Source organism: Nocardioides sp. URHA0032 (assembly GCF_000620645.1).
GTDB lineage: Bacteria > Actinomycetota > Actinomycetes > Propionibacteriales > Nocardioidaceae > Nocardioides.
Genome location: NZ_KK211159.1, coordinates 803,651 through 827,731, shown reverse-complemented (window position 1 = coordinate 827,731; position 24,081 = coordinate 803,651). Strand labels below are relative to the sequence as shown.

24 protein-coding genes are annotated in these 24,081 nt (G+C 73.2%); 13 read left to right on the top strand and 11 right to left on the bottom strand.

Going from position 1 to position 24,081, the window contains the following annotated elements; translation table 11 throughout:
• Window positions 1-17: 17 nt before the first annotated feature.
• The gene (locus N538_RS0117805; RefSeq protein ID WP_155992186.1) at window positions 18-242 is read right to left on the bottom strand and encodes a hypothetical protein; all 225 of its coding nucleotides are present in this window, start codon (window positions 240-242) and stop codon (window positions 18-20) included.
• A 176-nt stretch (window positions 243-418) separates the two neighbouring features.
• On the opposite strand from N538_RS0117805, the gene N538_RS0117795 reads away from it, so the two are divergent.
• The 4 genes from N538_RS0117795 (at window position 419) to N538_RS0117780 (ending at window position 3,187) form a co-directional block, all read left to right on the top strand.
• Window positions 419-640 carry a DUF2188 domain-containing protein gene (locus N538_RS0117795; protein WP_028638424.1) on the top strand — a complete coding sequence of 74 codons (222 nt, stop codon included), beginning with the start codon at window positions 419-421 and terminating at the stop codon, window positions 638-640.
• A 60-nt stretch (window positions 641-700) separates the two neighbouring features.
• Window positions 701-1,225 (top strand): protein-tyrosine phosphatase family protein, encoded by a 525-nt coding sequence (locus N538_RS0117790; RefSeq protein ID WP_197025374.1) that lies wholly within the window; start codon window positions 701-703, stop codon window positions 1,223-1,225.
• Window positions 1,222-1,953, top strand: coding sequence for an SDR family NAD(P)-dependent oxidoreductase (locus tag N538_RS0117785; protein WP_028638422.1), 732 nt, complete (start codon window positions 1,222-1,224; stop codon window positions 1,951-1,953). Before N538_RS0117790 ends, N538_RS0117785 begins: the two co-directional genes overlap by 4 nt.
• A gap of 85 nt (window positions 1,954-2,038) precedes the next feature.
• Window positions 2,039-3,187, top strand: coding sequence for an NDMA-dependent alcohol dehydrogenase (locus tag N538_RS0117780; protein ID WP_028638421.1), 1,149 nt, complete (start codon window positions 2,039-2,041; stop codon window positions 3,185-3,187).
• Here the strand turns inward: N538_RS0117780 and N538_RS26055 are convergent.
• Genes N538_RS26055 through N538_RS0117760 form a run of 4 tightly spaced genes read right to left on the bottom strand, consistent with a single transcriptional unit; the run spans window position 3,178 to window position 10,027 of the window.
• On the bottom strand, window positions 3,178-4,779 hold the full coding sequence (locus N538_RS26055; RefSeq protein WP_036570872.1) for an FMN-binding glutamate synthase family protein: 1,602 nt from the start codon (window positions 4,777-4,779) through the stop codon (window positions 3,178-3,180). The two genes, N538_RS0117780 and N538_RS26055, sit on opposite strands and share 10 nt — an antisense overlap.
• A 17-nt stretch (window positions 4,780-4,796) precedes the next feature.
• The gene (locus N538_RS26050; RefSeq protein WP_036570869.1) at window positions 4,797-7,145 is read right to left on the bottom strand and encodes a lysylphosphatidylglycerol synthase domain-containing protein; all 2,349 of its coding nucleotides are present in this window, start codon (window positions 7,143-7,145) and stop codon (window positions 4,797-4,799) included.
• On the bottom strand, window positions 7,138-9,159 hold the full coding sequence (locus N538_RS26045) for a phage holin family protein (protein WP_051549384.1): 2,022 nt from the start codon (window positions 9,157-9,159) through the stop codon (window positions 7,138-7,140). Before N538_RS26045 ends, N538_RS26050 begins: the two co-directional genes overlap by 8 nt.
• A 55-nt stretch (window positions 9,160-9,214) precedes the next feature.
• The gene (locus tag N538_RS0117760) at window positions 9,215-10,027 is read right to left on the bottom strand and encodes a siderophore-interacting protein (protein WP_028638420.1); all 813 of its coding nucleotides are present in this window, start codon (window positions 10,025-10,027) and stop codon (window positions 9,215-9,217) included.
• Between the two features lie 91 nt (window positions 10,028-10,118).
• On the opposite strand from N538_RS0117760, the gene N538_RS0117755 reads away from it, so the two are divergent.
• Both N538_RS0117755 and N538_RS0117750 read left to right on the top strand, forming a co-directional pair.
• Window positions 10,119-11,612 (top strand): cobyric acid synthase, encoded by a 1,494-nt coding sequence (locus N538_RS0117755; RefSeq protein WP_028638419.1) that lies wholly within the window; start codon window positions 10,119-10,121, stop codon window positions 11,610-11,612.
• The gene (locus tag N538_RS0117750) at window positions 11,609-12,118 is read left to right on the top strand and encodes a bifunctional adenosylcobinamide kinase/adenosylcobinamide-phosphate guanylyltransferase (RefSeq protein ID WP_028638418.1); all 510 of its coding nucleotides are present in this window, start codon (window positions 11,609-11,611) and stop codon (window positions 12,116-12,118) included. Before N538_RS0117755 ends, N538_RS0117750 begins: the two co-directional genes overlap by 4 nt.
• A 33-nt stretch (window positions 12,119-12,151) precedes the next feature.
• On the opposite strand, the gene N538_RS0117745 is transcribed toward N538_RS0117750, so the two are convergent.
• Genes N538_RS0117745 through N538_RS0117735 form a run of 3 tightly spaced genes read right to left on the bottom strand, consistent with a single transcriptional unit; the run spans window position 12,152 to window position 14,428 of the window.
• A complete protein-coding gene (locus N538_RS0117745; RefSeq protein ID WP_028638417.1) occupies window positions 12,152-12,850 on the bottom strand; it encodes an adenosylcobinamide-GDP ribazoletransferase in 699 nt (232 codons plus the stop codon).
• Window positions 12,843-13,862, bottom strand: a complete 1,020-nt coding sequence (gene cobT, locus N538_RS0117740) for a nicotinate-nucleotide--dimethylbenzimidazole phosphoribosyltransferase (protein ID WP_036570867.1) — start codon at window positions 13,860-13,862, stop codon at window positions 12,843-12,845. Before cobT ends, N538_RS0117745 begins: the two co-directional genes overlap by 8 nt.
• A 5-nt stretch (window positions 13,863-13,867) precedes the next feature.
• Window positions 13,868-14,428: an ATPase AAA gene (locus tag N538_RS0117735; protein ID WP_028638415.1), complete on the bottom strand. Its 561-nt coding sequence runs from the start codon at window positions 14,426-14,428 to the stop codon at window positions 13,868-13,870.
• 22 nt (window positions 14,429-14,450) lie between these two features.
• On the opposite strand from N538_RS0117735, the gene N538_RS0117730 reads away from it, so the two are divergent.
• Genes N538_RS0117730 through N538_RS28615 form a run of 3 tightly spaced genes read left to right on the top strand, consistent with a single transcriptional unit; the run spans window position 14,451 to window position 16,399 of the window.
• On the top strand, window positions 14,451-15,242 hold the full coding sequence (locus tag N538_RS0117730) for a spermidine synthase (protein ID WP_028638414.1): 792 nt from the start codon (window positions 14,451-14,453) through the stop codon (window positions 15,240-15,242).
• A 12-nt stretch (window positions 15,243-15,254) separates the two neighbouring features.
• A complete protein-coding gene (locus N538_RS29380; protein WP_028638413.1) occupies window positions 15,255-16,046 on the top strand; it encodes a hypothetical protein in 792 nt (263 codons plus the stop codon).
• Window positions 15,959-16,399, top strand: coding sequence for a DUF4185 domain-containing protein (locus tag N538_RS28615; RefSeq protein ID WP_231496267.1), 441 nt, complete (start codon window positions 15,959-15,961; stop codon window positions 16,397-16,399). Before N538_RS29380 ends, N538_RS28615 begins: the two co-directional genes overlap by 88 nt.
• Before the next feature lie 17 nt (window positions 16,400-16,416).
• On the opposite strand, the gene N538_RS0117715 is transcribed toward N538_RS28615, so the two are convergent.
• The 3 genes from N538_RS0117715 to N538_RS0117705 are packed head-to-tail and all read right to left on the bottom strand — an operon-like array spanning window position 16,417 to window position 20,304.
• Complete coding sequence (locus N538_RS0117715) at window positions 16,417-17,982, bottom strand: long-chain-fatty-acid--CoA ligase (protein WP_028638411.1); 1,566 nt, start codon at window positions 17,980-17,982, stop codon at window positions 16,417-16,419.
• Complete coding sequence (locus N538_RS0117710) at window positions 17,979-19,091, bottom strand: acyl-CoA dehydrogenase family protein (RefSeq protein WP_028638410.1); 1,113 nt, start codon at window positions 19,089-19,091, stop codon at window positions 17,979-17,981. Before N538_RS0117710 ends, N538_RS0117715 begins: the two co-directional genes overlap by 4 nt.
• A gap of 25 nt (window positions 19,092-19,116) precedes the next feature.
• Window positions 19,117-20,304, bottom strand: coding sequence for an acyl-CoA dehydrogenase family protein (locus N538_RS0117705; RefSeq protein WP_028638409.1), 1,188 nt, complete (start codon window positions 20,302-20,304; stop codon window positions 19,117-19,119).
• 98 nt (window positions 20,305-20,402) lie between these two features.
• On the opposite strand from N538_RS0117705, the gene N538_RS0117700 reads away from it, so the two are divergent.
• The 4 genes from N538_RS0117700 (at window position 20,403) to N538_RS0117685 (ending at window position 23,867) form a co-directional block, all read left to right on the top strand.
• Entirely contained in the window at window positions 20,403-21,593 is a 1,191-nt protein-coding gene (locus tag N538_RS0117700; protein ID WP_028638408.1) for a Rieske 2Fe-2S domain-containing protein, read from the top strand.
• Entirely contained in the window at window positions 21,593-21,886 is a 294-nt protein-coding gene (locus N538_RS0117695; protein WP_028638407.1) for a hypothetical protein, read from the top strand. Before N538_RS0117700 ends, N538_RS0117695 begins: the two co-directional genes overlap by 1 nt.
• 4 nt (window positions 21,887-21,890) lie before the next feature.
• Window positions 21,891-22,994 (top strand): ferredoxin--NADP reductase, encoded by a 1,104-nt coding sequence (locus tag N538_RS0117690; RefSeq protein ID WP_028638406.1) that lies wholly within the window; start codon window positions 21,891-21,893, stop codon window positions 22,992-22,994.
• Window positions 22,995-23,183: 189 nt separating this feature from the next.
• On the top strand, window positions 23,184-23,867 hold the full coding sequence (locus tag N538_RS0117685) for a hypothetical protein (RefSeq protein ID WP_155992182.1): 684 nt from the start codon (window positions 23,184-23,186) through the stop codon (window positions 23,865-23,867).
• Window positions 23,868-24,081: the final 214 nt, after the last annotated feature.

Sequence of the window (24,081 nt, the reverse complement as noted above, 5' to 3'; positions counted from 1 at the left end):
AGCAGCAGGTCCTGAAGTCAACGCGTCCGCCGGAAGCGTCCCCACAGCAGGTAGGTCAGCAGCAACGCCACGCACGTGTCGGCGGTGTCGAGCATCAGGTGCGCACTCCGGCTGTGGATCCCGAACGTCAGGAAGGTGGACGACGCCACCACCGCGGTCGTGACGAGCCCGATGGCCCAGCCCCCTGCCGTCAGCCCCACCGCGACGGGAAGCGCGCGACGGCGACCGACAGCGCCTCGCACAGTCCCACCAGCATGCCCGCATCGTGCGCGGGCACCGCCGGGTTCACACTCCGTCGCCGTCGGCATACCCAGCTCTGGGTACCGCGGTCTGATCCGGCCTCGGACGGCCGGCACCGGAGGGACGGTTCGGACATCTCACTGATCGGGTACAGCGCCGGTCACGGGAGAGAGGGAGCATGGGAGAGGGAGTCGAGACGTACTGCCGCGACGGCGTGTGGCGGAACCGGGTGGGCAGCAGCCAGCCCCTGCCGGGGGAGTACGGGTGCTGCGAGGCGGCGGTCGAGGTCGGCCGCAGCGAGGCGCGGATCCGCGGGGTGGTCCACGTGATCCGTCGCGAGGACGGGACCGTGGCCGAGCGGAACCGGTACCCGCGGCGCAGCAACGAGCTGCCGTTCTAGGCGGCACGGCGCGGGCCCGGGTCGGGGGACCGGGGTCCGCGCGGTGACAGGATCACCGTCGTGCTGTGCCACGCCTGCTACGCCGAGCCGGAGGCTGTCGCCGACTGCGCCGCGTGCCACGGGACCGGCCGGGGGACCCGGATGCCGCTGTGCGACGACCCGTGGAACGAGGTGATCCCGGGGCTCTGGCAGGGCGGCCACGATGTGCGCTCGCAGGACCGGGCCGCGTGCGTGGTCGGCGACGAGTTCGACCTGGTGGTGAGCCTGGCCAGCCGCGAGGGCTACGGACCGGCGGAGGGTGTCGAGCACCTCGTGCTGCGGATGGCGGACGCCGGGGTCGGCCCGGACCTCGCGCGCCGGATCGACGAGCTCGCGACGGCGGTGGCGGGCGCCGTCCGCGACGGCCGCCGGGTGCTCGTGCGCTGCTCGGGCGGCCTCAACCGCTCCGGTCTGGTCGTCGCGGCCGCGCTCACGCACCTCGGCCACGACCCGGAGGAGGCGCTGCGGCTGATCCGCGCCGCCCGGGGGCCGTGGGCGCTCACGAACCCCGGCTTCGTGGCCCATCTGCGAGGATCCGGCGCATGACCGAGCCGACGGCGCAGCGCATCGCCCTCGTCACCGGCAGCACGTCCGGGATCGGCGAGGCGATCGCCCGGCGCTTCGCGGCCGACGGGTACCGCGTGGTCGTCCACTCCGGCAGCAGCGTCGCGGACGGGGAGCGGCTCGCCGAGGAGCTCGACGGCTACTACCTCCAGGCGGACCTGTCCGACGCCGACGCGGCGCTGGCCACCGTGTCGGGCGCGCTGGCGGACCTCGGGCGGCTCGACGTGCTGGTCAACAACGCCGGCGTGAGCCGGCCGATCCCGCACGCGGACCTCGCGGCCGCGACCCCGCAGAAGTGGCGTGACGTGCTCGAGGTCAACCTGGTCAGCCCGTTCGCGCTGACGACCGCGGCAGCGCCGTACCTCCGGGAGAGCCGCGGCTGCGTGGTCAACGTGACCAGCCATGCCGGCGTGCGACCCAAGGGCTCCTCCATCCCGTACGCCGCCAGCAAGGCCGCCCTCAACCACGTGACGAGGCTCCTGGCGGCCGCGCTCGGGCCCGAGGTCCGCGTCAACGCGGTGGCTCCCGGCCTCGTGGACACGCCGCTGACCGCGGGCTGGACCGAGGCCCAGGAGCTGTGGCGCGAACGGTCCCCGATGCGCCGGGCCGCGACGCCGGCGGACGTGGCGGGCCTGGTGGCCGACCTGGTCGCGAGCGACTACCTCACCGGCGAGGTCGTCGTCCTCGACGGCGGCCTCAATCTGCTGTGACGACTTTCACGCAGAGCGCTGACAGGGACGGGGCCGGAGGGTTACGTTGCTCCGAGAACACGTTCTAGTTCACCGGGAGCACAGCATGAAGACTCGCGCCGCCATCTTGTGGGAGCCGCACACCGACTGGAGTGTGGAGGACATCGAGCTCGACCCGCCGAAGAAGGGTGAGCTGCTGGTCAAGCTGGCGGCCTCCGGCCTGTGCCACTCCGACGAGCACATGGTCACCGGCGACATGGTCCTGGACCCCGAGCTCGCGGAGGCGTTCGGCCTCAAGCAGTTCCCGGTCATCGGCGGCCACGAGGGTGCAGGCGTCGTGCAGGAGGTCGGACCCGACACCGTCGGCTTCGAGGTCGGCGACCACGTGGTCTTCAGCTTCATCCCGTCCTGCGGCAAGTGCCCGTCCTGCTCCACGGGTCACCAGCACCTGTGCGACCTCGGCGCGTTCCTGCTCAGCGGGATGCAGCTCAGCGACTTCTCGTACCGGCACCACGCCAAGGACGGCCGCGACCTCGGCATCATGGTCGGTCTCGGCACGTTCTCGCCATACACGGTCGTCAACGTCGACTCCGCGGTGAAGATCCGCCAGGACGTCCCCCTGGAGCGGGCCGCGCTCGTCGGCTGCGGGGTGACGACCGGCTGGGGCTCCGCGACGTACGCCGCCGACGTGCAGTCCGGCGAGTCGGTGGCCGTGGTCGGCCTCGGCGGCATCGGGATGAGCGCCGTCCAGGGCGCGGCGATGGCCGGTGCCCGGCACGTGATCGCGATCGACCCGGTCGAGTGGAAGCGCGAGAAGGCGCTCACCCTCGGGGCGACGCACACCGCGGCGTCGATGATGGACGCGCAGCCCTTGATCAGCGAGATCACCCAGGGCGCGATGGCGGACAAGGCGATCCTCGCGGTCGGCCTGGCCACCGGTGACCTGATCGCGCCGATGATGAGCCTGGTGAAGAAGGCCGGCCGCGGCGTCGTGACCTCGGTGGCCAACATGATGGCCGACGACGTGAAGCTGAACCTCTTCGAGATGTCGATGATGCGCAAGGAGCTGGTGGGCTGCATCTTCGGCAACGCCAATCCGCGCTACGACATCCCGCGGCTGCTCGACCTCTACATGGACGGCCGGCTCAAGCTCGACGAGATGGTCACGACGACCTACACGCTCGACGAGATCAACCAGGGCTACCAGGACATGCGCGACGGCAAGAACATCCGCGGCGTCATCGTCTACGACTGACCGGACGCGTCTGCGTCCTCGTCGCCCGGCTCGGCCGTCTCCGGCGGTCCCTCGGTCGGCGCCTCCGGCTCGTCGGTGGCGGCCATGATCGCGGCGATCTGCTCCCGGTCGCGCGCAGACGGGAAGCCCCAGCCCGGCTGGTAGCCGTACACCGCGTCCAGCAGCCGTCCGTCGGCCAGGTTGTCGAGGACCTCGACGCTGTCCGGACCGATCATTCCGGGGTGCTCGACCCCGCAGGCCTCGGCGACCTTGAGCAGGTCACGACGCAGGGTCTTGACGTAGTTCGCGACCCGCTGGGACTTCAGGTCCGCGTCCAGGCCGTGCGCGAGCCACGGGTTCTGGGTCGCGACGCCGGTCGGGCACTCGCCGGTGTGGCACTTCTGGGCCTGGATGCAACCCACGGCGAGCATCGCCTCCCGGGCGACGTTGACCAGGTCCGCGCCCAGGGCGAAGGCCACCACGGCGTTGTCGGGCAGCCCGAGCTTCCCGGAGCCGATGAAGGTCACCTGCTCGTGCAGGCCGCGGCGGGCGAACTCGGCGTACACCCGTGCGAAGCCGAGCCGGAAGGGCAGCGACACCGCGTCGGTGAAGATCAGGGGTGAGGCGCCGGTGCCGCCCTCGCCGCCGTCGACGGTCACGAAGTCGACGCCCCGGTCGCCCGGGGCCATCGCAGCCGTCAGCTCCTCCCAGAACCCCAGGTCGCCGACCGCGGACTTGATCCCGACCGGCAGGCCGGTCTCCGCAGCCAGCAGCTCGACGAAGTCGAGCATCGAGTCGACGTCGTCGAACTCCGAGTGCCGCGACGGGCTCAGGCAGTCCACCCCCTCGGGGACGCCGCGCGTGCGGGCGATCTCCCGGGAGACCTTGGGCCCCGGGAGCACACCGCCGAGGCCCGGCTTGGCACCCTGGCTGAGCTTGATCTCCAGCGCCCGGACCGGCGCGCTCTCGACGAGCTCCTTGAGCCGGTCGAGGCTGAAGCGGCCGTCGTCGTCCCGGCAGCCGAAGTAGGCGGTGCCGATCTGGAACACCAGGTCGGCGCCGTTGCGGTGGTACGGCGACACCGCGCCCTCGCCGGTGTTGTGCAGGCAGCCGGCGGCAGCGGCGCCCCGGTTGATGGCCTCGATCGCGTTGCCGGACAGGGAGCCGAAGCTCATCCCGGAGACGTTCACCACCGACTCCGGCCGGAACGCGTGCCGGCGCCCCCTCGGGCCGCCGAGCACCTTCGCCGACGGCAGTCGCGCCTCCTGGCCGACCGACCCGTGCGTGGGATGGGCCCGACCGAAGGTCCGGTGGTGCACGATCACGTTGCCGGAGGTGTGCTCGAGGTCGTTGTCGGTGCCGAAGCCGAAGTAGTTGTTCTCGAGCTTCGCCGACGCGTAGACCCACCGGCGCTGGTCGCGGCTGAAGGGACGCTCCTCGTCGTTGCCCGCCACGGCGTACTGCCGCAGCTCGGGGCCGACCCGCTCCAGCCAGTACCGGGCGTGACCGACGACCGGGAAGTTGCGCAGCAGCGAGTGCCGCTTCTGCAGCAGGTCGTGGGCGGCGACCGCGGCGACCGCGGCGGCTGGTACGGCGGCGAGCTTCCTCTTCATGGTCCGCCCGTACCCCGTCAGCTCACGTAGTCCTCCGTGCGGAGCCAGCGAAGTGCCCACGCCCCGTAGACGGGCGGCAGGTACGACGTGGCGATCCGCTGGGTGACCGCGATCGCGAACGCCGCGCCGCTCGGTACGCCGACCGCGACCAGCCCGGCCGCGAGCGCGGCCTCGCCCACGCCGACGTTGCCCGGCACCGGGATCAGCGCGGAGAAGAGCGCCGCACCGCCGACGACGAAGACGCACGCGGCGTACCCGGGGCCGGGCTGCAGGCCGGCGACCATGCACGACAGCGCGACCGCCGTGATCAGCAGCGACGCCAGGTTGGTCCCGAACATCAGCAGCGCCCGCGCCGGACTGGCGGTCACCACCTTCAGCGACTCCCAGGAGCTGCGGGCCGCCTGGGCCACCTTGCGCCGCACGGGCGGCACCAGCACGACGACCAGCACGCTGAGCACCACGGCACCCACCAGCAGCTCGATGATCTGGCTGAGGTCGTCCGGGCCGCCGATGTCGAGCGAGGGCAGGTTCTGGGCGAGCAGCACCCCGATCAGCACGACCAGCACGTTGCACACGGACGCCGCGAAGGAGTCGAGTGCGCTGGCCGTCACGGCAACCGCGGGACCCTCGCCGAACCTGCGCACGAAGGACGTCGTCAGCGCGATCCGGCCCGCGGTGGCCGAGATCGCGAGACCGACGGTCTTGATGGCGTACTGGAGCTGGGTCAGCGGCCACAGCGGCAGCCGGCTCGGCACCGCGGACATCGTGGACACGGCATCGACGGGCGCCGTCGCCTGCGCGATCACCAGACCGATCGCGACCCACGTCCAGGTGGCGTGCTGCCAGGTCTCCAGCACCGTTGGCCAGTCGAGGCCGATCAGGGTGGTGAGGAGGGCGTACGCCGCCACCAGGATGAGGCCCGTCTGGAGCAGGTCCTGCCACTTGAGCCGGACGATCGGTGCAGGCGCGGGGGCCGGGACGCCGGTGCGCTCGACGATCGTCGCGCCGAGGTCCGCGAGCGCGGCCTTCACGCCCGGCTCGGCGCGCAGGGTGCGGGGCAGCGCGGCCCGCTGGAGGTAGGGGAGCACCCCGGACACGGCGTCCGGGCCGAGCCGGTCGAGCGCCGCGTCCACCGCGCGGCCGGCCCCGACCTGCACGGCCTGGGCCGTGAGCAGCGTGGCGACCTCCCGGTTCCGGTCAGGCTCGGTGGCCGCGATCCGGCCGTCGGCGAAGTCCGCGAGGGTGACGGTCCCGTCCGTGGCCACGCCGATCCGCTCGAGCGTCAGGCGCGTGTGCACGATGCCGGCCCGGTGCAGGCGCCCGACGGCGTCCCACAGCGCCCGGAGCGTCGCGTCGTCGAGCTCGGTGGGACGGGCCGGCGGGGCCGTCAGCACGAGCACCGCGTCGCCCTCGGTGGCCGCGGCCGCGACGACGTCGGGCACGACGACGCCTGCCCGGCTGGCCAGGACGGTCACCAGGGCCTCGTGCTCGACGAGCTGGAGCCGGCTGGCGTCCGGTGCCGCCTGGTCGCGGTACACCAGCGTGCGCCACCAGCGGGCGGCGCGGTGGGCGTCAGTGGCGTCGCGGCCGTACACCTTGACCGTCAGCGCGGTGCCGGCCGGGTCGACCGCCTCGACGACCCGCACCCCCCACGGCTGGCGCTCGGCGAACCGCAGGTCGTGGGCCTCGACGTCCAGCTCGGCCAGGCTCCGGCGTACCTGCGCGAGGTCGGGGTGCCCGGCAGGGGAGCCGAGCAGCACGAGCGCGGCACCGGCCGCCACCATCCCGACACCCAGCGCGCCGATGACGTCCGTGGGACCGCCGGTGCCGATGATCCAGGCCGCCAGGCACTGGACCGCGACGATGAACATGCTCAGCCTGCGGTAGGCCAGCACCAGCCAGGGCCGCATCGCGAGCAGCACCGCGGTCATGGCGGCCACCCGCACCGTCGGGAACGTGTCGGGCGTCGAGGACCGCACCGGCCCGGGCGCCAGGTCCGGCCAGCCCGCGCCGACGAGGAACGAGGTCAGCAGCACCGCGCCGACCGCGATGCCGGCCGCGACCAGCAGGGTGAGGAACAGCCGGCGCCGTCTCGGGGCGGTCGCGAGGGCGAGCAGGACGGCGACCGCGGCGTACGCCGCACCGAGGGCGTACGCCGCGTCGAACAGGCTCGTCACCCAGTCGGGCAGGTCGCCCGCCACGCGCTGCACGGCCGAGTCGAGCGGGCCGCCCCCGTCGGAGACCGCCAGCCCGCTCAGCAGCACCAGCACGACGCCGGCGGCCGCGATGGTCAGGTCGATCGGACGGCGCGAGGAGCCGGTGTCGCTGACGAAGAACCGGCGCGAGCGTGGTGAGGGATCAGTCACGGACGGCCTCCCGCGCGAGCTCGGTGCGGTGGCCGAGCTGCTCCAGCCACCCGACGAGCACCCGGTGCAGCGCGTCTGCGCCGACGACCAGGTCGCCGGGCATCTCGAAGTCGACCGGGTGCACCACCATGCCACGGTCCTGCCAGCCGCCGAGGCCGCCGTGGCAGGCGACCAGGCCCTCGAACGCCGCCACCTCGTCGAGGTCGTCGAGCAGGCTGTTGACGTAGATGTCCGGGGCCTCGGGCATGGACGCCGCGCGTAGCACGAACTCCGCGGCCATCGGCCCGAACGGCGCCAGCGGGTCGGTGCCGATCACCACGCCGTCCCGCACGTGGTGCTCACCCTCGCGGCCCAGCGCGACCGGCCCGTGCTCGGCCGTCTCGACGACCACGAAGCCCACGCCCTCGTGCGCGACCAGCCCCGGCACCAGGGCCGGGAACCGGTCGGCGAGCTCGTCGAGCGTCCAGCGGTGGTCCTCACCGGCGACGTAGACGAGGCCGAGGTTGCCGGATCCGAAGACGAGGAACTCCGCGCCGCCCTCTCCCTCCTTCTCGAAGCCGTCCGCGGCGAGCCGCGTCGACGCCCGGTCCAGCGCCCGGCCCATCACGGTCTCCCGGTCGGCGTTGCCGGCGACCATGGAGTTGAGCGACCCGTTGCCCTCGGCGTTCTCGACCGCCGCGATCGCGGCCGCGTCGGCGAGCCGCGACACGAGCGCGGCGAGGTCCTCGCCGTACCGGTCCGCGAAGATCTCGCCCTGGGACTGGCCGTGGTCCGAGAGCACGACGATCCGGTACGGCCGCGGCGCCACTGCGGCCACGGCCTCGATCTGGGCGAGCACGGCATCGATCCCGGCGAGCGCGTCCAGGGACTCGGGCTGCAGGATCCCGGCGTGGTGGGCGACCGCGTCGTAGTCCACGTAGTCGACGTAGATCGCGCGCTTGCCCTTGAGCATCGCGTCGCAGACCAGGGTCGTGTTGAGGTCGCGGACCACGCCGTTCAGCGCGGCCCGCTCGAGCGCGAACGCCCACCCGCGGTGCACCCGCGGCCGCACGTCCCGTCGCCGGGCGCGGGAGGCCTGGAAGCGCTCGCGCGCGATCTCGCTGAGCGCCCTGGTGACGCTGCGCGCGAAGCCGGCCGGCCGGCTGAGGAACTCCGAGATCGTGCGCCGCGACTCGCGCGTCTCGTGGCCGCGGCCGATCGCGCTCATCGTGGCGTACGCCGTGGTCGCGTCGCCGGTGAACAGGTTGCTCACCGAGACCCCGTCGTCGGCGAGCAGGCCGCGGCCGTCGGAGTGGCTCGCCTCGATGAGGGCCGCGTCGGCAGGCCGGTTCGCGACGAAGACCTTGCCCGTCGCGCGGTCGACCCAGCGGAAGGCGGGGATGCCCTCGATGGTGCCGTGCAGGATGCCCATCTGGCTGGCGGGCGTGGTCGCGGGCAGCTTCGGCCGCCACTCCACCGCGCGGTGCGAACCGCTGCGGATCCAGCGGGAGAGCGTCGGCAGGGTGCCGGCGCGGACGCACCAGTCGAGCACCGGGTACGGGACGCCGTCGGCCTGCACGAACACCACGCCCTCGAGCTGCGGGTCGGCGACCGGCCGCGCGCGCCGCGCCTTGCGGAGGAGGGTCGCGGTGACGGCGTCGTCGGTGCCGGCCGTGGCCACCCAGACGAAGAGGGTGGACACCATGGCCACGATCCAGGAGGCGAGCAGGGCCCAGCCGAGGTCGGCGGCGTCCAGCCCGCGGGGTGCGTAGACGACCAGCCAGACCGCGAGCGCCTGGCCCAGCAGCCCGAGCAGCACCGAGCCGACCCAGCCCAGCCGGATCGCGCCCTCGATGAGCAGCACGCGCAGGACGGCGCCGATGATCGCCACCAGGATCGCCACGACGAAGGCCTCGGCCCAGCCCTGCACGTCGAAGCCCGGGAGCACCCAGGACGCGATGACCAGGCCGAGGGTCGCCCCGACCAGGCCCAGGAGGGCTCGCCCGAGGTCACCCCGGCGCAGACGCCACCGCATGGCGGCGACGCTAGTGGCCGCGCGACCCGGCCAGTTGGCCCGTTGCGGGTGACTTTCAGGCGGCGCCGGACTCCACGTCCGCGTCCATCCGGGCGACGAAGTCGCGCTTGACCCGACGCCAGGCCTCGTCGGTCATTGTGCGCCGCCAGTACGGCGAGCAGGACATGTCGGAGCGGGCCAGGCCGCGCTCGGTCAGCAGGTGACGCCGGATCGCGCGGATCTCGTCGGCCTCGCCGTGGACGAACGCCTGGACCCGGCCCTCGGGGAACACGAGCGCCTCGACGGCGTGCGGGAGCAGCTCGACGTCCTCCGGCGTGCCACCGCGGTGCAGCCAGGTCAGGTCCAGCTCGCCCGGACAGGTCAGCGCGACCTCGTGGTCCGGGCCGTCGCAGACCAGTCGGACGACGGCGCGGCTGTCCGCCGGCACCGCCTCCAGGGACGCCGCGATCGCGGGCAGGGCGGACTCGTCGCCGACGAGCAGGTGCCAGTCGGCCGCCGGGTCCGGGCGGTAGCCGCCGCCAGGGCCCTCGAGGACCAGGACGTCGCCGCGGGCGGCGCTGGCGGCCCAGGGGCCGCCCACGCCCGCGTCACCGTGCACCACGACGTCGAGCGTGAGCCGGGTGCCGTCCCAGTCGCGGACCGAGTAGCGCCGGCGGGCCGGCCAGTGCCGCTCGTCGTGCCGTTCGCGCACCTCGGCGGGCACGAACACCCCGGCGTACGGCGCCCCCGCGGGCGGGATCGCCACGTTCACGTAGGCGTCGGTGTGCTCCGGTGCCCGAAGGCCGCTCAGCCCGGGTCCGATGAGCACGATCCGCACCAGGGTGGGGGTGAGCCACTCGACCGTGTCGACCGTGCCGTGGTGAACCATGAGGTAAGGGTAGCCTTACCAGAAAACCGGGCCCGAGGTCCGGGCCGCTGCGTGCGTCGCTAGGCTGCGGAGCCTCTCCGAGGAGGCTCCCGTGAGCGGACTGCTGGTCGCCGGCACCACGTCCGACGCCGGCAAGAGCGTCGTGACCACCGGCATCTGCCGGGCGCTCGCACGCGCCGGGGTGAAGGTCGCGCCGTTCAAGGCGCAGAACATGTCCAACAACTCGATGGTCTGCGCCGACACGGTCCACGGCACGGCCGACATCGGGCGGGCCCAGTGGATCCAGGCGGTCGCCGCCAACGCCGAACCCGAGGCCGCGATGAACCCGGTCCTGCTCAAGCCGGGCAGCGACCACCGCAGCCACGTGGTCGTCATGGGCCAGCCGGCCGGCGAGCTCGGCGCCGGTGACTTCACCGAGGGCCGCGCCCACCTCGCGCGGGCGGCGTACGACGCCTGGGACGACCTCTCCTCGCGGTACGACGTCGTGGTGGCCGAGGGCGCCGGCAGCCCCACCGAGATCAACCTGCGCGGCAGCGACTACGTGAACATGGGGCTGGCCCGGCACGCCGACCTTTCGACCGTCGTGGTCGGGGACATCGACCGGGGCGGCCTGTTCGCGGCGATGTACGGCACGGTCGCGCTGCTCTCGGCGGAGGACCAGCGGCTGGTGGCCGGCTTCGTGGTGAACAAGTTCCGAGGCGACCGCGGGCTGCTGCAGCCGGGGCTCGACCAGATCTCGGCGCTGACCGGCCGCCGCGTGTACGGCGTGCTGCCGTGGCACCCGGACGTGTGGCTCGACTCCGAGGACGCGCTCGAGCTCGACGCCCGCCGGGTCCGGGACGGCGGTCCGGCGCTGAGGGTCGCGGTGGTCCGGCTGCCGCGGATCAGCAACTTCACCGACGTCGACGCGCTCGGGCTGGAGCCCGGCCTGGACGTTGTCTTCGCCAGCGACCCCCGGGCGCTGGCCGGCGCCGACCTCGTGGTGCTGCCCGGGACCCGCGCGACCGTCGCCGACCTGGCGTGGCTGCGGCAGCGCGGCCTCGACCGCGCGGTGGTGGCCCACGCGGCAGCGGGCCGGCCGGTGCTCGGCGTCTGCGGCGGCTTCCAGCTGCTGGGCCGCTCCGTCGCCGACCCGCACGGGGTCGAGGGTGAGCCCGGCGAGGTCGCCGGGCTCGGGCTCCTCGACGTCCGCACGGAGTTCGCCCCGGAGAAGGTGCTCCGGCTCTCGGCCGGTACGGCGTGGGGCGCGGCCACGACGGGCTACGAGATCCACCACGGCCGGGTGACGCGGGGTCCCGGCGCCGAGCCGTTCCTGGACGGGGCGCGGGACGGTCACGTGTTCGGGACGATGTGGCACGGCAGCCTCGAGACCGACGCGTTCCGGACGGCGTTCCTCACCGAGGTCGCCTGCGCGACGGGGCAGGCGTGGGCACCGTCCGGTGTCAGCTTCGCGGGCGCCCGGGAGCGTCGGCTCGAGCTGCTGGCCGACCTGGTCGAGCACCACCTCGACCTGGACGCCCTGCACGCGCTGGCCCTCTCCGGGCCGCCGGACGTGCCCGTGCTGCCGCCCGGAGCGCCGCGATGAGGATCCTGGTGACCGGGGGAGTGCGCTCCGGGAAGTCCAGCCATGCCGAGCGGCTGCTCGCCGACCGGCCGGCGGTCACCTACGTGGCGCCGGGACCGGTGCACGACGACGCCGACTGGCAGGCCCGGATCGACGCGCACCGCGCCCGCCGGCCACGGTCCTGGACCACTCTCGAGAGCGGCGACCTGGTCGCGGCGCTGCGCACGCCCGGACCGGTGCTCGTCGACTGCCTCGGCACCTGGCTGGTGCGCCTGATCGACGACGCGGGGATGTGGGACGGCCGGACCGAGGACATCTCGGCGTACGTGGAGGAGGAGGTGGCCGCCGCGGTGGCCTCGCTGGGCGACGACGTCGTCCTGGTGACCAACGAGGTCGGCTGGGGCGTCGTGCCCGAGCACCGCTCGGGGCGGGTGTTCCGCGACCTGCTCGGCACCATCAACCAGCAGTTCGGTGCCGCGTCCGACGAGGTCCACCTCGTGGTGGCCGGGCGGGTGCTCCGGCTCTAGCCCCGCGCCGCCGTCGCGCGACGGCGCCTCGGGCTACGCCCCCCGGAACGCCGCCCAGGTCAGCAGCGTCGTCGCGAGCGAGATCTCGACCGCCGCGCCCATCACGTCTCCGGTGATTCCACCGAGGCGCCGCACTGCCTGCCGCACCAGCACGAGGACGGCGAGTCCGCCGGTGACCGACAGCAGGAGTCCGCCCACTGCTGCCACGGGGACCGGCACGGTGCCCGCGAAGCCGGCGCCGAGGCCGTCCGGACGCGCGGCCGGCACCCGCGTGCAGCACACGATCCACAGCGCGCACCGGGACAGGCAGACCAGCGCGCCCGCCACGAGCAGGTCGTCGGCGAGCGCCCCGAGGGCGGTCGCCTGCACGCCGGCGGCCACGATCGTCGCGAGCACGCCGGACGGCCCGCTGGTGCCGGTCCGCATGACGGCGAGCGACCGGTCCGGGTCGTACGACGCGGACAGGCCGTCCACGGTGTCGGAGAGGCCGTCCCAGTGCAGCGCACGGGTGCCAGCGGCCAGCGCGCCGACGGCGAGGAAGCCGGTCGCGAGGCGCGGCAGCTCGAGCGCCTGACCGGCGGCCAGGACGGCCACGACGAGGAGTCCGAGCGGGACCACCGCCAGCGGCGCGAGCAGCATCGCGCGCTGCGACGTGCGTGCGTCGACGTGCCGCGGTGGCTTCACCGGCAGCGCCGTGAGCGTGCCGACCGCCAGCCGCCAGGCGTCAGCCACCGAGCTCCTCGAGCAGCGCGACGTCGCGCAGCAGGGCGACGGCGCTCCGCAGCACCGGCACTGCGGCGACCGCGCCGCTGCCCTCGCCGAGCCGCATGCCCAGGTCCAGGACGGGCTCGAGGCCGAGCTTGCCGAGTGCGAGCGACTGCGCGGGCTCCGTGGAGCGGTGCCCTGCGGCGAACCACGCGGCGGCGCCGGGCTCGATCCGGTCGGCGGTCAGCGCGCACGCGACGGCCATCAGCCCGTCGAGCAGCACGGGCACGCCGAGGCGCGCGGCCTCCAGCAGGAACCCGGTGCTGGCCGCGAGGTCCGCGCTGCCCAACGCCGCGAGCGCCGCGACGGGATCCTCGGCGCGCCCGCCCGCCCGGTCGAGGGCCTGCTGCACCACCGCCTGCTTGTGCGCCAGGGTCGGGTCGTCCACGCCGGTGCCGCGGCCGGTGACCTCGACGGCCGGCAGTCCCAGCCCGGCCGCGACCAGGGCCGCCGCGGGCGTGGTGTTGCCGATGCCCATGTCGCCGCTCAGCAGCAGTTGGGCGCCGGCGTGGACCTCCTCACGGGCGACCGTCGCGCCGGCGGCCAGCGACGTCCGGGTCTCCGCTGCCGTGAGGGCGTCCTCGAGGTGGATCGCGCCCGAGGAGCGCCGCACCTTGTGGAGGCGGACGTCGTCGGGCACGCCGGCGAGCTCGTCGTCGACGCCGAGGTCGAGGACCCGGACGTGCACGTCGTGCGCCCGGGCCAGCGCGTTCACCGCGGCCCGGCCGGCCACGAACGAGCGGACCATGGCGGCCGTGATCGCGGGCGGGTACGCCGAGACACCGTGTCGCGCCACGCCGTGGTCGCCCGCGAAGATCACCAGGCGGACGTTCGTCAGCTCGCGCGGCGGGACCTCTCCCTGCGCCGCGGCCAGCCAGACGGCGAGGTCACCGAGCCTGCCGAGTGCACCCGGCGGCGTCGCGAGGGCCGACAGGCGCGCTGCGGCCAGGGCCGCGACCTCGGCAGACGGGGGACGCATGGCCGTCAGGCTAACGAGGCGAGCACCTCCTCGACCCAGCGGTCCACGTCGCGCCGGCTGCCCAGGCGCACGATCGGCAGCTCGGGTCGCTGCGCCGCCACAGCCGGCACCCGGGTGTCGTACGCGTTCCGGCTGCGGACCGCCCACCGCACGACGTGCTCGCGGTCGGTGAAGAAGGTGTGCAGCGGGCCCTCCCGGTTGCCGTTCCAGAGCTCCTCCAGGCGCAGCCGTCGGCCGACGGTACGGCGGACCAGCCGGCTCAGCGTCAGCGGGAACGGTAGGTCCAGCCAGACCAGGAGGTCGGCGCCGGCGGTGAGCAGGGGACGAGCACGGTCGTACTGCCACTCCGTCACCCAGCGGCCGGCAGCCAGGAACGCCTCGACGTCGGCCTCGAACGTCGGCCGGGGGACCCATCCCGGTCCGTGGAACAGCGAGTCCAGCTCGACGTACGGCAGGCCCAGGACCTCAGCGACGCGCCGCGCGAGCGTGCTCTTGCCCGAGCCGCTCACGCCGGCGACGGCAACCCGCTCGGGTCGGGAGGGGAGCGGGTCGGACGCGCTGAGCACCGCGGCATCGTACGGTGCAGCCGTGGAGCCGTCCGAGATCGTGCCGGGTGACCGGCCGGGCACGTTCGTGCTGCGGATGGCCGGGATGAACCAGTCGCACGTCGACCTCCGCCACCCGCTGCGGCTCGAGTTCGAGTACGTGCGCCGGATCGCGGACGTGATCGACGCGGCCGCGCCCCCCGGCGCGCCGCTCCGGGTCCTGCACGTCGGCGGCGCCGCGCTGACGCTGCCGCGGTACGTCGCGGCCGCCCGGCCACGCTCCGCCCAGGTCGTCCTGGAGCCGGCCGCCGACGTCACCGAGATGGTCCGGGCCCAGCTGCCGCTGCCGCCGCGCAGCGGCATCAAGGTGCGTCCGCTCGACGGCAGGCGCGGCGTCGCCGAGCTGCGGGACGGGCACGCCGAGCTGGTCGTCCTCGACGCGTTCGCGGATGCCCGGGTGCCCGGCGACCTGGTCACGGCCGAGTTCTTCCGTGACGTCAGCCGGGTCCTCGAGCCGACCGGCCTGTTCGCGCTGAACCTGACCGACCGGGCGCCGTTCGGCTGGGCCAGGCGGGTGCTCGCCGGGCTGCGCACCGTATTCCCCGAGCTGATGCTGACCGCCGAGCCTGCGACGATGCGGGCCCGCCGGCTGGGCAACCTGGTCGTGGTCGCCTCGCGCGGGCCCGTGCCGGTCGCCGAGCTGCGGCGGCGGTCGGCCACCGCTGCCGCGCCGTACCGCGTCCTCGATGCCGCCCAGGTCCGGGACGGGTTCGGAGGTGGCACGCCGTTCACGACCGGCGACACCGAACCGTCCCCGCCGCCCGCCGATCGGTGACACGCTGGTCGCGTGCGCCGGATCGTGGGCCTGCTGCTGGTGGGCGTGCTCGCGACCGCCTGCAGCGCGTCCGCTGGGCCGCGGCCGGAGGCGGACACGGCGTACCGCACCGCACCGGCCTGCCCCGACGGCCCCCGGCGGATCCCCGGCCTGACCGTCGACGGCCTGAACCGCGTGGTCGCCTCGGCGGACCTGCCCGCATGGCAGGCGGCCGACATCGGCGCGAGCGCGCAGCTTCGCGACCAGCGGGTGGTGTGGGTGTTCGGCGACACGGTCCGCTCGGCCTCCATCTCCCCGCGCCTGGTCGCGAACTCGATGCTGGTCTCGTCGGGCACCTGTATCGCGCAGGTCCGGGCGCCCGCCGACGGCCCGGTGGTGCCGGACGCCGCTCCGGGCGTGGTCCGCTGGCCGATGTCGATCGTCGCCATGCGACCCATCGAGAGCCGGGCGGAGCCGGGCGTCGACGAGGTCCTGGTGGTGTTCTGCGCGCGCACCCGCCGGGGGACGGGCGAGGGCCTGGACTACACGTTCCTCGGGACCGACGCCGCCGTCTTCACCGTGGCGACCGACGGCACCCCGCAGCTGTCGGAGATCATGCGGATCTCACCGGACGACGACTCGCTCGACCAGGTCAACTGGGGCGCGGCGGCCCGGTCCACCGCCGGTGGTTCTACATGTTCGGCACCCGCCGGACCGGTCACGACTTCGGGCGTGAGCTGTACGTCGGGCGCGCTCCGATCTCCGACCCGACCGACCGCAGCCGGTGGGAGTTCTGGGACGGCGGCCGGTGGGGCTCCGACATGAGCCGGGCGGCCGCCGTGCTCCCCGCCCCGGGCGGGGTGTCGCAGACGCTGTCCGTGGACCGGATCGACGGACAGTGGGTCGCGGTCTCCAAGCGGGACGGCGACCTGGGTGACTTCGTGTACGTCTGGACGGCGCCGACGCCGTACGGACCCTGGACGCCGCGCAAGGGGGTGGCCGCACCGGCCGGCTTCGACACCGGACACCTCACGTACGCACCCCTCGCGCACCCTGAGGTGCCGCTCGCGGACGGGAAGCTCCTCGTCTCGATCTCGCGGAACACCACCGACCCGCAGCGGCTGTTCGACGACCCCGAGGTGGGCCGGCCGGTGTTCGCCGAGGTAGAGCGGCCGTAGGGACAGGTCTTCGCGACTCACTCGGAGTACGTCGTGGCGCGCGGTTCGCGCATCCAGAGCACCCCGTCGCCGGCGACCGGTCCTTCGGCGGCGAGGGTCCGCTTGAGCACCTTGTTCGTGGCCGTGCGGGGGAGCGTGTCGACCACGCGGACGTATCTCGGCCAGGCCTTCTCGGACAGGTCAGGCTGGGCGGCGAGGAAGGCCTCGAAGCCGGCCGGCTCGAGAGGCGCGGTGACCACCACGGCGGCCATCACCTGGTCGCCGACCGACTCGTCCGGGACGGCGTACACCGCCGCCTCGGAGACGGCGGGGTGGCGCAGCAGGATGCGCTCGATCGGAGCGGCGGCGAGGTTCTCGCCGTCGACGCGCAGCCAGTCGGCGGTGCGACCGGCGAAGTAGACGAAGCCGTCGGCGTCCCGGTACGCCAGGTCTCCCGACCAGTACATGCCGCCGCGCATCCGCTCGGCCTCGGCGTCCGGGTCCTGGTAGTAGCCCGCGAACGCCCCGGGCCCGAGCGTGTTCACGAGCTCACCCGTCGCCTCGTCCGCATTGAGCAGCTCACCGTTCGGCCCGAAGGCCGCGTCCGCCGTCTCCGCCATCGTCTCCGGGTCCAGCACCTTGACGCCCTCGATCGGGCGCCCGAGCGATCCGGGCGGCATCTCCGGGACCCGCTGCACGATGACGGCGTTCTCGGTGGAGGAGTAGGAGTCGACGACGACGCAGCCGAACCGGCGCGCGAAGCCCGAGATGTCGCGGTCGTTCGCCTCGTTGCCGAAGACCAGCCGCAGCGGGTTGTCGGCGTCGTCGGCCCGCTCGGGCGTGGCCATCACGTAGGTGAGCGGCTTGCCGACGTAGTTCGCGTAGGTCGCGCCGTACCGCCGCACGTCGGGGAGGAAGCCCGACGCCGAGAACCGCCGCGCCAGCGCCACCGTCGCGCCTGCTGCCAGGGCGGGACCCCAGCCGGCCATGATCGCGTTCGAGTGGAACATCGGCATCGACAGGTACGCCGTGTCCGCGGGGGACAGCCCGAACCGCTCGGCGAGGAACTGGCCCGGGTAGGCGACCTTCGCCTGCGTGACGTTGACGGCCTTGGGGTCGCCGGACGTGCCCGAGGTGAAGATCAGCATCGTCAGGTCGTCGGGCCCGACCTCGACCGCCGGCACCGGTGCGCCTGCGTGCTCCTCCAGCAGCGCCGCCCAGTCCGGGCACTCCACCGGCAGCACCGGGACGTCCACCTCCGACAGCAGGTCGGCGTACGTCGCGTCGGTGACGACGACCTGCACGTCCGCCCGCGCGACGTCCGCAGCGAGCGCCGTGCCACGACGGGTCGGGTTCAGCCCGACGACCACCTGGCCACCCAGCGCCGCGCCGCCGAGGAGGAACGCGAACTCGGGGACGTTCTCCAGCAGCACGCCGACGTGGGGCGGCTCGCCGTCCGGCAGCATCGTCGCGAGCACGGCCGACCGCACGCACGACTCGCGCACGACCTCGTCCCACGTCCACGACTCGTCCTCGAACAGCAGCCCGGGGGAGTCGTCACCCGACCTCGCGAGCAGCTGCTCGCGGACGGTCGGCATGGTCATGCCGGCTCGGCCGCCAGCGCCCGTCCTATCGTCAGCGCCTGCTCGGTGGCGCCGCCGCCCTGGAACTCGAACCGCTTGGCGCTGGTGAAGTACCGGTGTGCCTCGCCGTCCAGGTCGATGCCGACGCCACCGTGCACGTGCACGGTCGTGTGCGCGAGCCGGTGGCCGGCGTCCGCCGCCCACAGCTTGGCGATCGCGACCTCGGTGTCGGCGGGCAGGCCCTCCTGCATCCGCCAGGCCGCCTGCCAGAGCGTGAGCCGTTGGCCGAGCACGTCGATGTAGCCGTCCGCGAGCCGTTGCGAGACGGCCTGGAAAGTGCCGATCGGCCGGCCGAACTGCTCGCGCGTCTTCGCGTACGTCGAGGTCAGCCGCAGCGCACCCTCGGTGATGCCGAGCTGCTCGGCCGCGCCGGTCAGCACCACGAGCTGGCGCAGGCGGTGGTCGGCGACGCCGTCCGCGTCGCCCACGAGGCGGTCGGCGCCGAGCACGGCCCCGTCCAGGTCGAGGCGGGCGACCGCGTCGCGGTCGGAGAACGTCTGGGCGACCACGGTCACGCCGGGGTCGCCGGGCTCGACGAGGAACACACCGACGCCGGACGGTGTCTCGGCGGGGACCAGGAACAGGTCGGCGTACGGCCCGGCGGGTACGACGGCCTTGCTCCCGGTGAGCCGGTGGCCCTCGCCGTCGGGCGTCGCCACGGTGGTGGGCCGGCTCGGCGCCCAGGCGCGCTCCTCGGCGATGGCGGCCGTCAGCACGGCGGCACCCGACGCGGCGCGGGGTAGCCACGCGGCCTTCTGCTCGTCCGAGCCGAGCTCCGCGAGCAGCCGGGAGGCGGCACCGTGCGCGGCCAGCGGCACCGGGGCGACCGTGCGGCCGACCTCGACGAGCACGCGGCACAGCTCGACGATGCCGAGCCCCGCCCCGTCGTGCTCCTCCGGCAGCGCGAGGCCGAGCAGGCCCGCCCCACCGAGCGAGGCCCACAGGTCGCGGTCGAACCGGTCGCCGGCCGCCTCGACCTCCTTCAGTCGCTCGTTGGTGGCGCGGTCCTCGAGGATCCCGGCCGCGAGCTCCGCGGCCTCGTCCTGCTCCTGGGTGAACCGGAAGTCCATGTCGTTCAGCTCCCTGTCTTTGAATTCAACGCCGTGCAGCGGGGAGGCCGAGGCCGACGTACCCGATGATGTCGCGCTGGATCTCGTTGGTGCCGCCGCCGAAGGTCATCACCAGCGCGGAGCGGTAGAAGCGCTCCAGCCGGCCCTGCAGCACCGCCCCCTCGGAGTCGCCGGTGACGCCGGCGTTCGGGCCGACCACCTCCATCAGCGTGCGGTAGACCTCGGTCGCCAGCTCGGAGCCGTAGATCTTGGTCGCGGACGCCTCGGCGGGTGAGAGGTCCACACCGGCGTCGGCGTCGGCCGCGAGCTTCCAGTTGATCAGGCGGAGCGCCTCGGCGCGCGCATGGGCACGGCCGAGCGCGATCTGCACCCACTCGGTGTCGATGACGCGCTGCCCGTCGGGGTTCTTCGTCTCCTGCGCCCAGCGCCGGACCATCTCGATGGAGTAGGTCAGCGGGGCGGCGGAGGTGAGCGCGACCCGCTCGTGGTTGAGCTGGTTGGTCATCAGCGACCAGCCGCCGTTCAGCTCGCCCACCAGGTTCGACGCCGGCACCCGGACGTCCTCGTAGTACGTCGCGCTGGTGCTCACGCCGGCCACGGTGTGCACCGGCGTGTAGGAGAACCCGGGGGAGTCGGCCGGCACCAGGATCATCGAGAGGCCCTTGTGGCGCGGCAGGTCGGGATCGGTGCGGCAGGCGAGCCAGAGCCAGTCGGCGTACTGGATGAGGGACGTCCACATCTTCTGGCCGTTGATCACCCACTCGTCGCCCTCGCGCACCGCGCGGGTCCTCAGGGAGGCGAGGTCGGTGCCGGAGCCCGGCTCGGAGTAGCCGATCGAGAAGTGCAGCTCGCCCTGGAGGATCCGCGGGAGGAAGTACTCCTTCTGCTCGTCGGTGCCGTAGCGCATGATCGTCGGCCCGACGGTGTTGAGCGTCAGGTACGGGATCGGTACGCCGGCGACCGCCGCCGCGTCGGTGAAGATCAGCTGGTCGGTCATCGACCGCGCCTGCCCGCCGTACTCCTTCGGCCACCCGATGCCGAGCCAGCCGTCCGCGCCGAGCCGGCGGATCACGTCCTTGTAGACGCCGGCCTCGCCGAACTCGCCGGTCGCCGAGGCGAGGCCGGCCTTCACCTCGGGCGTGACGAGCGTGGCGAAGTACTCGCGCAGCTCCTCGCGGAGCCTCTCCTGCTCGGGCGTGAGGGCGATGTGCATCGGGGACTCCCGGTGGGAAGGTGAGGGGTGGCGCTGGTATCCGCCGCTGGAAAACTATAACCTGTTCTCGTTTTGGTCCACAGGTCTGGAGGCACGGCATGAGTGAGACCACCCACGCGAAGGCGCGGAGCCTCGACCAGGGCACTCCGCCGGAGCGGTTCGCGCGCGGCTGGCACTGTCTCGGCCTCGCCGACTCCTTCCGGGACGGCAAGCCGCACGGCATCGAGGCGTTCGGCGGCAAGGTCGTGGTCTGGGAGGACTCGAAGGGCGAGATCAACGTCCTGGACGGCTACTGCCGGCACATGGGCGGCGACCTCACCCAGGGCGAGGTGAAGGGCGACGAGATCGCCTGCCCGTTCCACGACTGGCGCTGGGGCGGGGACGGCAAGTGCAAGCAGATCCCCTACGCCCGCCGCGTCCCGCTGCGCGCCCGGACCCAGCGGTACCCGGTGCAGATCCGCAACGGCCAGGTGCTGATCTGGCACGACGTCGAGGGCTCCGAGCCGGACCTGGACATCCTGCCGCCGGTGCTGCCCGGGGTGGCGGAGGGCGAGTACACCGACTGGTCGTGGGAGGTCGTGCCGATCACCGACTCGCACTGCCGCGAGCTGATCGACAACGTCGTGGACATGGCGCACTTCTACTACGTGCACTTCTCGTTCCCGACCAGCTTCCGCAACGTCTTCGAGGGCACCGAGGCGACCCAGTACATGGAGTCGAAGGGGCGCCCGGACAAGTCCGGCGGGTACGGCAGCGCCGAGCTGTTCCTCAAGTCCGAGGCGACGTACTACGGACCGGCGTACATGATCAACTGGCTCGACGTCGACTACAAGGGCTTCGAGACCGAGGTCATCCTCATCAACTGCCACATCCCGACCGGGCCCGACTCCTTCACGCTGCAGTACGGCATCACCGTGAAGAAGCCGGAGGGCATCGACGACGACACCGCGCAGTACATCGCGAAGAAGTACGCGCAGATGTTCGGCGAGGGCTTCCTCCAGGACGTGCACATCTGGAAGAACAAGGTGCCCGTCCAGAACCCGCTGCTCTGCGAGGAGGACGGCCCCGTCTACCAGCTGCGCCGCTGGTACGAGCAGTTCTACGTGGACAAGGCCGACGTCGTCCCGGAGATGGTGGACCGGTTCGAGTTCGAGGTGGACACCACGAGGGCCAACGAGTTCTGGCAGGAGGAGGTCGCCGAGAACCTCCGCAGGAAGGCCGACGAGGACGGCGAGTCGCACTCGTCCGGCGACTCGACGGAGACTCCCCAGATGATGTCGGGGACCTGATGGCCTCCTTCGTCCCGACGAGCGCCGACACGCTCGAGGACCAGCGTCTCTACACGTCCGCCCGGCTGGTCGAGGTCGCCTGCCTCGACTGCCTGGCTCGGGTGGGCGTGAAGAAGAACAGCGACCACCACACCTCGATCCAGTGGACGACGGAGTCCCGCAGGCAGTGCCCGGAGCTCGCGCGCCGCAGGGGCGGACGCGACGCCCACCCCGGCTGCCCGCGCCTGGCCGCCAGCATCGAGGCCGCCGTACGCGAGGGGCAGGTCCCCATCGGAGCCGAGGACGGTTACTAGTCACATGTCCGACGAGTCCTTCGAGCTGAAGGTCGTGGACGTGGTCGAGGAGACCGCGGACGCGCACTCCATCTCCTTCGAGGTCCCCGCCGGCGCCGAGGAGCAGTTCGCCTACAGGCCGGGGCAGTTCCTGACCCTGGCCGTGCCGAGCGACCGGACGGGCGTGGCAGCCCGCTGCTACTCACTCTCCAGCAGCCCCGTCGGCGGCGGCCCGCTGACGATCACCGTCAAGCGGACCGCGGACGGCTACGCGTCGAACTGGATCTGCGACCACGTCCGCGACGGCGACTCGGTGCGGGTGCTGCCGCCCAGCGGCATCTTCACGCCGGCCTCGCTGTCGGCCGACCTGCTGCTGTTCGCCGGCGGCAGCGGCATCACCCCCGTCATCTCGATCACCCGCACGGCGCTCCAGCAGGGCACCGGGAGGATCGTGCTCTTCTACGCCAACCGCGACGAGAGGTCGGTGATCTTCGCCGAGGAGCTGACCCGCCTCGCGGCCGAGAACCCGGACCGGCTGGTGGTCGTGCACTGGCTCGAGTCGGTGCAGGGACTGCCCAGCCAGGAGCAGCTGAAGGCCTTCGCGAGCAGCTTCACGTCGTACGACGCCTTCGTCTGCGGCCCGGCGCCGTTCATGAAGATGACGATCGCCGCGCTCAAGGAGCTGGAGTTCCCGCGCGAGCGGCGGCACCAGGAGAAGTTCGTGTCCCTCGGCGGGAACCCGTTCGGCGACCTGCACGACCAGGAGGTCGCCGAGCACGAGATCGAGGACGCCGAGCGCGACGAGGACGATGCCGCCCTGGACGCCGCCGCGAACGAGGGCCGGCCGCAGGGGCCGGTGCGCCTCGAGGTGGAGCTCGACGGCCAGGACTACGTCTTCGACGACTGGGCGCCCGGCACGAAGCTGCTCGACCACCTCGAGTCGAAGGGCGTCAAGGCGCCGTACTCCTGCCGTGAGGGGGAGTGCTCGGCGTGCGCCATCCGGCTCCTCGAGGGTGAGGTCAAGATGCTGCACAACGACGTGCTGGACGACGACGACCTCGCCGAGGGCATCCGCCTCGGGTGCCAGTCCGTCCCGGTGACCGACACCGTCAAGGTGACCTATCACTGAGAGCGCGTTCCAAACGCGAGGTCCAGACCAGCGGACGTGATCGTGCTCACGCGCGTAACGGTGAGGACCCGAGGGAAGTTTGATGCTCAACCATGCACCGAGACAGCCCCGACCAGCGGCCGTGATCGCCGTTCCTTCCTGATCGCCGGACCGGGCGCCGGGGTCCGGATGAGGGATGAGGGATGAGCCATGTTTCTCGGAATGTGCTTGATCATCGTGGCCCTGGTGGGGTGGAGCATCGCCGCGACCATGACGAAGCCTGCGAGCCAGGCTGCCCGGCAGCGTGACCCCGACCGCCGGTTGCGCCAGGTCTCCCGTGACCCCGAGCGCGTCACCTTCCTCGACGTGGAGAACCTGATGCTCTCGGAGTCCCTCCCGGAGACGACCGTCATCCGGGTCCTGGACCGGGCCACGGCCCACCGGATCGGTGCCCGGACCATGTGGCGCTGGGCCGACGTCCACGGCACCTCACGGCTGGTGATGGTCATCGACGCGGGTGTCGCGGAGGACTCCCTGCTGGACCACCTCGACGCCGGCACCGCGCCCGACTGGGCGGCGCTCACGGTCTTCGCCACGCTCGCCAACGACCGCCTGCCGAACGGGATCCCGGTCGAGGAGCTCATCGATCTCGACGTCGTGCCCGACCACGGCGACCTGACCTTCCTCGAGGACCTGGCCGACTGGTCGACGGTCACGGCCGACCCGCTGGAGCTGCGCCAGTTCGACAACCTGCCCCCGATCGCCGGCCCCGGCCTCGCGCCGTTCCGTCCGATCGCCGCCTGGGACGACGACCACGGCGACCTCGGCAGCCCCGGTGGCCCCAGCGGCCCAGGCCCAGCCCCCGCCGGTCCGGACTGGCCGGCGGTCGCCTGACCTCTACCCGGGGTCGGTCTGACCTCGGCCTGACGGGGCTCGTGTCCTCGTCGATTGGTCACGAACCGCAGGTGGGAGCGCTCCATCTCTGCGGTTGGTGACCAATCCGCACGTCCGACGCGACCGGCGGGTGCGGCCGGCGACCCCGTCAGCGGGCGGTGCGGTGGCGCACTCACCCGTCGGCCGCTGACCTCGTCGATTGGTCACGAACCGC

Coding starts and splice junctions, on each gene's coding strand:
- N538_RS0117715 (WP_028638411.1), bottom strand. CDS start 17,982: ATGACCATGCCGACCGTCCGCGAGCAGCTGCTCGCGAGGTCGGGTGAC.
- N538_RS0117795 (WP_028638424.1), top strand. CDS start 419: ATGGGAGAGGGAGTCGAGACGTACTGCCGCGACGGCGTGTGGCGGAAC.
- cobT (WP_036570867.1), bottom strand. CDS start 13,862: ATGCGTCCCCCGTCTGCCGAGGTCGCGGCCCTGGCCGCAGCGCGCCTG.
- N538_RS0117750 (WP_028638418.1), top strand. CDS start 11,609: ATGAGGATCCTGGTGACCGGGGGAGTGCGCTCCGGGAAGTCCAGCCAT.
- N538_RS0117710 (WP_028638410.1), bottom strand. CDS start 19,091: ATGGACTTCCGGTTCACCCAGGAGCAGGACGAGGCCGCGGAGCTCGCG.
- N538_RS0117685 (WP_155992182.1), top strand. CDS start 23,184: ATGTTTCTCGGAATGTGCTTGATCATCGTGGCCCTGGTGGGGTGGAGC.
- N538_RS0117705 (WP_028638409.1), bottom strand. CDS start 20,304: ATGCACATCGCCCTCACGCCCGAGCAGGAGAGGCTCCGCGAGGAGCTG.
- N538_RS26055 (WP_036570872.1), bottom strand. CDS start 4,779: ATGAAGAGGAAGCTCGCCGCCGTACCAGCCGCCGCGGTCGCCGCGGTC.
- N538_RS26045 (WP_051549384.1), bottom strand. CDS start 9,159: ATGCGGTGGCGTCTGCGCCGGGGTGACCTCGGGCGAGCCCTCCTGGGC.
- N538_RS0117760 (WP_028638420.1), bottom strand. CDS start 10,027: ATGGTTCACCACGGCACGGTCGACACGGTCGAGTGGCTCACCCCCACC.
- N538_RS0117700 (WP_028638408.1), top strand. CDS start 20,403: ATGAGTGAGACCACCCACGCGAAGGCGCGGAGCCTCGACCAGGGCACT.
- N538_RS0117785 (WP_028638422.1), top strand. CDS start 1,222: ATGACCGAGCCGACGGCGCAGCGCATCGCCCTCGTCACCGGCAGCACG.
- N538_RS0117690 (WP_028638406.1), top strand. CDS start 21,891: ATGTCCGACGAGTCCTTCGAGCTGAAGGTCGTGGACGTGGTCGAGGAG.
- N538_RS0117780 (WP_028638421.1), top strand. CDS start 2,039: ATGAAGACTCGCGCCGCCATCTTGTGGGAGCCGCACACCGACTGGAGT.
- N538_RS0117695 (WP_028638407.1), top strand. CDS start 21,593: ATGGCCTCCTTCGTCCCGACGAGCGCCGACACGCTCGAGGACCAGCGT.